This is a genomic window from Acidocella sp. C78 (assembly GCF_907164655.1).
The window spans coordinates 1-5,799 of sequence record NZ_CAJQZK010000107.1; the positions used below are offsets into that span (position 1 = coordinate 1).

At 68.2% G+C, this 5,799-nt stretch carries 6 protein-coding genes and 1 pseudogene; 3 read left to right on the plus strand and 4 right to left on the minus strand.

The window, feature by feature from the left end; all coding sequences use genetic code 11:
- From ACIDOCELLA78_RS96665 to ACIDOCELLA78_RS96675, 3 genes are all read left to right on the plus strand, one after another.
- Positions 1 to 195, plus strand: a 195-nt coding sequence (locus ACIDOCELLA78_RS96665) for a hypothetical protein (RefSeq protein WP_214006296.1), incomplete at its 5' end; no start/stop codon positions are given.
- 67 nt (positions 196 to 262) lie between these two features.
- Entirely contained in the window at positions 263 to 685 is a 423-nt protein-coding gene (locus ACIDOCELLA78_RS96670) for a YraN family protein (RefSeq protein ID WP_201729858.1), read from the plus strand.
- Positions 686 to 726: 41 nt separating this feature from the next.
- Positions 727 to 2,766: a hypothetical protein gene (locus ACIDOCELLA78_RS96675; protein ID WP_201729859.1), complete on the plus strand. Its 2,040-nt coding sequence runs from the start codon at positions 727 to 729 to the stop codon at positions 2,764 to 2,766.
- Positions 2,767 to 2,808: 42 nt separating this feature from the next.
- Here the strand turns inward: ACIDOCELLA78_RS96675 and gabT are convergent, their stop codons facing one another.
- The 4 genes and pseudogenes from gabT to ACIDOCELLA78_RS96695 form a co-directional block, all read right to left on the minus strand.
- The gene (gabT, locus tag ACIDOCELLA78_RS96680) at positions 2,809 to 4,089 is read right to left on the minus strand and encodes a 4-aminobutyrate--2-oxoglutarate transaminase (protein ID WP_201729860.1); all 1,281 of its coding nucleotides are present in this window, start codon (positions 4,087 to 4,089) and stop codon (positions 2,809 to 2,811) included.
- On the minus strand, positions 4,086 to 4,766 hold the full coding sequence (locus ACIDOCELLA78_RS96685; RefSeq protein WP_201729861.1) for a CoA transferase subunit B: 681 nt from the start codon (positions 4,764 to 4,766) through the stop codon (positions 4,086 to 4,088). The genes gabT and ACIDOCELLA78_RS96685 overlap by 4 nt, the downstream gene beginning before the upstream one ends.
- Before the next feature lie 10 nt (positions 4,767 to 4,776).
- Positions 4,777 to 5,478, minus strand: coding sequence for a CoA transferase subunit A (locus tag ACIDOCELLA78_RS96690; RefSeq protein ID WP_201729862.1), 702 nt, complete (start codon positions 5,476 to 5,478; stop codon positions 4,777 to 4,779).
- Between the two features lie 24 nt (positions 5,479 to 5,502).
- Positions 5,503 to 5,799 (minus strand): annotated as a pseudogene (locus ACIDOCELLA78_RS96695) (acetyl-CoA C-acetyltransferase); the annotation flags it as partial.

Genomic DNA, 5,799 nt, shown 5'->3' on the forward strand with positions numbered 1-5,799 from the left:
GGCGGCGATCTCTTCGGCCTTGAGGCCGGACTCCATGCGATAGGCTCTGAGTTGCTGCCCAATATCATTAAAATGCATTGTCGTTTCTCACTTTTTAAACACTTTTGGCTCTGGAATATGACGCATCTTAACAATTCATTAACAGAGATGACAGGCAATTGTAATTTCTTTTTTTCTCCAATGAAAGGATATTAAGACCGGAAAAATCGTTTTTCTGCTACCGCGCCAATTCTAGATAGGCAATGTATCGTATTTACATCATATGACGTATTCCTGTTTATATGTCGAGACAATCCGAGGTGGAAGAATCCCCAAAACCGGCCTTGTCGCCCGGCGCCGGGCTGAACGGCGCGGAAGGGTTGCCGAGACCCTCGTCGCTAACTGGTACAGCGTCCGGGGCTTTGATGTCCTCGCGCAAAGGTTGCGTACGCCCGCCGGTGAGATCGATCTCGTCGTCGCCGATCGGGAGGTGCTCGCCTTCGTCGAGGTGAAGGCCCGCAACGCGCTGCGCGCCGCCGCCGATGCGCTGACCCCGCGCCAGCGGCGCCGGCTCGTTGCGGCGGCGGAGATCGTGCTCGGTCAGCAGCCGGGCTGGGCACGGCCGGAGACGCGCTTCGATGTCGCGCTGGTGATCGGCGAGGCGGTTCATCCCATCTTCGCGGCATTTCGTGCAGATGACACCTGAAGTGTTTGGCGCTGCCGCCCGGAGGCGCGTATAAGGCCAGCATGAGCAACCGATTTCCCGAGCCTCTCCGTCTGAAAGGCGCCCGCGCCGATGCCGCCATGGATGCGGAATTGAGGCGGAACGTGGCGTTCTGGATGTTGCGCGGCGTCGAATGCCGGTCCGGCGCGGCGCCTTCGGGCCTCGGGATCGAATTCGCCGCCGGGCGGGTCGTTTTCGACGATGGCATCGACCGGCTGGCCCGTCGCTTCGCGCTCCGCCTCGCCGGGGAATGGCTCGCTCTGGTGCGCGCCGGGGTGAAGGTGCCCCTGGCCGGGCTTGCCGCCGCGCGGGCCGCCGCGCAGTTCGCCGAGGCCGAGCGGATGCCGCCATTGCCGCGATTCCCCTGGGTCGCCACGATGGCGGCGGAACTGCCGCCGGGCGCCGGCCAGCTCGAACGGATTTCGCGCGACCTGGCCGCCCTCGCGGGAGAGACCGGTCCGGCGGCGGCGGCGGAGATCGCCCGGTGCCGGGCACTGTGGCCGGTCATCGGCATCGTCGAATCGATCATGGAGACGGGCGGCGACATCAGGCTGATGCGCGACCCGCAGAGCGACCTCAACGGCTATGGTTGCAGCCATCGGCCGCGCCCCTGGGCGGTGACCTTTGCCTCGTCCACCGCCTCCTCGGTGTCCGAGCGCGGCTATGAGGCGGCGGATCGGGTGCGGCTGCGGCTGACCGCGGCGATGCTGCGCGATGGCGACCGCCGCGCCATCGGGCTGGAGGCCGTCGCGGTGCGGCGGCGAATCGGGCACGATGCCGGCCTGCCTGCGGGCGGCGCCGTCGTGCTTGCCGCCTCGGGAACCGACAGCGAATTGCTCGCCCTCGCCCTGAGCCACCTGCCCGATGCCGGGCGGCCGATCACCACGATCCTGCTGGCTCCCGAGGAGACCGGCAGCGGCGTGCCGATGGCCGCGGTCGGCCGGCATTTCGCGATCGATACCGCGAACGGGCACGATGTGTCGCGCGCCGCGCCGATCGGCGGGTTCAGGCCGGATACCGAGCTGGTCTCGGTGCCGCTGCGCGACAAATACGGTATTCCGCGCACGTCCGCCGCCATCGAGGACGAGATCGGCCGCGCGGTGGCGGCGGCGGCGGCGGCGGGGCGGCGGGTGATCCTGCATGCGCTCGACTTGTCGAAGACCGGCCTGCTCGCGCCGTCGATGGCGCTGTTGCGCACCTTGCGCGAGCGCTTCGGCGAGGGGCTGGATATCGTGGTCGATGCCTGCCAGATGCGGATCGGGCCGGCGCGAATCCGCGCCTATCTCGATCTCGATGCCGTGGTCCAGATCACCGGGTCGAAATTCCTGACCGGCCCGCCTTTCGCCGGCGCGGCGCTCATTCCGCCGCGAATCGCGCGGCGGCTCGGGCGGGGGCGGTTGCCCTCGGGGCTTGATGCCTATTTCAGCCGGGGCGAGTGGCCACCCTCGGCGGCGGCGGCGCGGGGGCTGCCCGATGGCGCGAATTACGGCCTGTTGCTCCGCTGGCGCGCGGCGCTGGCGGAATTGAAGGCGTTCGCCGCGGTTCCGGAAGCGCGCAAGAGCGAGGTGCTTCTCCGGTTCCGCGCCGCCGTCGAGGCGGCGGTGGCGCAGCACGACATTTTCGTGTTGCAGACCGTCGCCGATCCCGCCCGCGAGGGCGGCGGCTGGGATTCGCTGCGCAGCGTTTTCGCCTTCGCCGTGCGCGCGCCCGGCTCGATGGAGCGGCTGCTGGACCCGACCGCGGCGCGGCGGCTCTATCACTGGCTGAACGCGGATTGCGCGGCGCTGTTCGATACCGCGCGCGAGCGCAGCATCGCCGCCCGCATCTGCCATATCGGCCAGCCGGTCGCCCTGCCCGATGGCGAGGGCGGGCAGATCGGCTGGCTCAGGGTTTCGGCGGGAGCGCGGCTGGTTTCGGGTGAGCCGTCGCATCGCGGACTGGCGACCGACCGACGGCTTGCCCGCGAGATGGGCGACCTCGCGCTCGTGTTCGACAAGATCGCGCTATTGCGCGCGCATTGGGACCGGCTGGCCCAGTTCGACCCGCGACCGCGCTATCGCTGAGCCTCGATCGCGCGGCGCGCCGGCCCGGCAGGGCGCGTCGTCTCAGTCGGAAAGGGCCGCTTCGAGGGCGTCGAGCCCATCGCCGAGCACGGCGTCGCTGACCGTCAGCGGCACCAGCAGGCGAATGGTGTTGCCGTGGACGCCGCAGGATATCACGATGACGCCGTGCTCGCGGGCGCGGGCGATGACCTGTTTCGTGGTTTCGGCGTCCGGCTCGTGGCCGCCGCGCTGGCGGACGATGTCGAAGGCGATCATGGCACCCGGCCCCCGGATCGCGGCGATGGGGGCGACGTCGTTGCGGGCGGCGATGCGCTCGAGCCGGCCCTTCATCGTGGCGCCGATCGCGTTGGCGCGCTCCACCAGGTTTTCCTCGTGGATCACGTCCAGCACCGCGAGGGCGGCGGCGCAGGCGAGCGGGTTGCCGGCATAGGTGCCGCCGAGGCCGCCGGGCTCGGGCGCGTCCATCACCGCGGCGCGGCCGATCACGCCGGAGAGCGGAAAGCCGCCGGCCAGCGATTTCGCGATCGTCATCAGGTCCGGCTTCACACCGGAATGCTCGATGCCGAACATGCGGCCGGTGCGGCCGAAGCCGGTCTGCACCTCGTCGGCGATCAGCAGGATGCCGTGACGGTCGCACAGCGCGCGCAGGGCCACCAGAAGCTCGGTCGGCGCCGGGATGAAGCCGCCCTCGCCCTGGACGGGCTCGATCACGATGGCGGCGACGCGCTCAGGCTCGATATCGGCGCGGAACAGCATCTCGATGCCGCGAAGACTGTCGGCAACGCTGACGCCGAAGGGCTCGAAGGGAAACGGCGCGTGATAGATTTCCGCCGGCATTGGCGCGAAGCGCTTCTTGTAGGGAGCGACCTTGCCGGTCATCGCCATGGTCAGCAGGGTACGGCCGTGATAGCCGCCGGCGAAGGTGATCACGCCGGGGCGGCCGGTCGCGGCGCGGGCGATCTTGATGGCGTTTTCCAGCGCCTCGGCGCCGGTGGTGAGGAACACCGTTTTCGCCTTCCCCTCGATCGGGGCGATCGCGTTGAGCCGCTCGGCCAGGGCGACATAGGGTTCGTACGGCGTCACCTGGAAGCAGGTGTGGGTGAAGCGGTCGAGCTGCGCGCGGACCGCGGCGATCACCTTCGGATGGCGGTGCCCGGTGTTGAGCACCGCGATGCCGCCGGCGAAGTCGATATACCGCTTGCCCTCGGCGTCCCACAGCTCAGCGCCCTCGGCGTGGGCGGTGTAGGCCATCGGGTGGCTGATGCCGACACCGCGGGCGACGGCCGTCTCGCGGCGGGCGTGCAGCTCGGAATTCGCGCTCATTTCCCCATATCCGCGGCGACCGGGGTGCGGTGCATGGTGCTGTGCACCACGAAATCGGCCTCCGTCGCGTCGCGGATCTGCTCGATCGTCACGTCGTCCGGCTTGTCGACCAGAACGAGCGAGGGCGAGCGGCTGTGATCGACCTCGAAGACCGCCATGTCGGTCACGATCATGCTGACCACGCCCTTGCCGGTGAGCGGCAGGCTGCATTTGCGCAGGATCTTGGGCTCGCCCTTGGCGGTGTGCTCCATCAGCACCACGACGCGCGGCACGCCGGCGACGAGGTCCATCGCCCCTCCCATGCCCTTCACCATCTTGCCGGGGATCATCCAGTTCGCGAGATCGCCGTTTTCGGCAACCTGCAGCGCGCCGAGGATGGAGATGTCGATATGCCCGCCGCGCACCATGGCGAAGGATTCCGCGGAGTCGAAATAGCTCGTGGTCGGCAGCTCGGTCACGGTCTGCTTGCCGGCGTTGATCAGGTCGGCGTCTTCCTCGCCCTCATAGGGGAAGGGTCCGATTCCGAGCATGCCGTTTTCGGAGTGCAGGTGGACCGAGACGCCCTCGGGGATGTGGTTGGCCACCAGCGTCGGGATGCCGATGCCGAGATTGACGTAGAATCCGTCCTGCAGTTCACGGGCGGCGCGGGCCGCCATCTGATCGCGTGTCCAGGGCATGTTTTCCTCCTCAGGCCCGCTCGCGCACGGTGCGCTTCTCGATGTGCTTCTCGACCTGCGCGAGCTTGACGATGCGTTTGACGTAGATTCCGGGGGTGACGATGTGGTCGGGGTCGATCGTGCCGGGTTCGACCAGCTCCTCGACCTCGGCGACCGTCACCTTCGCGGCGGCAGCGCAGATCGGGTTGAAGTTCCGCGCCGTCTTCCGGTAGACAAGATTGCCCTCGGTATCGCCCTTCCAGGCATGGACCACGGCGAGATCGCCGAAAATGCCGCGTTCCATCACGTAATGCCGGCCGTCGAACTCGCGGGTTTCCTTGCCGTCGGCAACCTGGGTGCCATAGCCCGTCGCGGTGAAGAAGGCGGGAATGCCGGCGCCGCCGGCGCGGATGCGCTCGGCCAGCGTGCCCTGCGGGTTGAACTCGATCTCAAGCTCGCCGGCGAGATATTGCCGGGCGAAGGTGGCGTTCTCGCCGACATAGGACGAGATCATCTTCTTCACCTGCCGCGTATCCAGCAGGATGCCGAGACCGATCCCGTCGATCCCGGCATTGTTGGAGACGATGGTCAGATTGCGCACGCCGCTCTCGCGGATGGCCTCGATCAGCGCCATTGGCACGCCGCACAGGCCGAAGCCGCCGGCGAGGATGGTCATGTCGTCGCGCAGCAGACCGGCGAGCGCCTCGACGGCGCCGGAATAGACCTTACGCATCCGGTTGGTTTCCTCCTTGGTGTTTCAGCGTTCGACGCACATGGCGACGCCCATGCCGCCGCCGATGCACAGCGTGGCGAGACCCTTGCGGGCATCGCGCTTCTGCATCTCGAAGAGCAGGGTGGTGAGGACGCGCGCGCCCGAGGCGCCGATCGGGTGGCCGATGGCGATGGCGCCGCCGTTCACGTTCACCTTCGCCGGGTCGAGATTGAGGCCCTTGTTCACCGCGCAGGCCTGGGCGGCGAAGGCTTCGTTCGCCTCGACCAGGTCAAGCTCGGCGACTGACCAGCCGGCGCGGGCGAGCGCCTTCTGCGAGGAGGG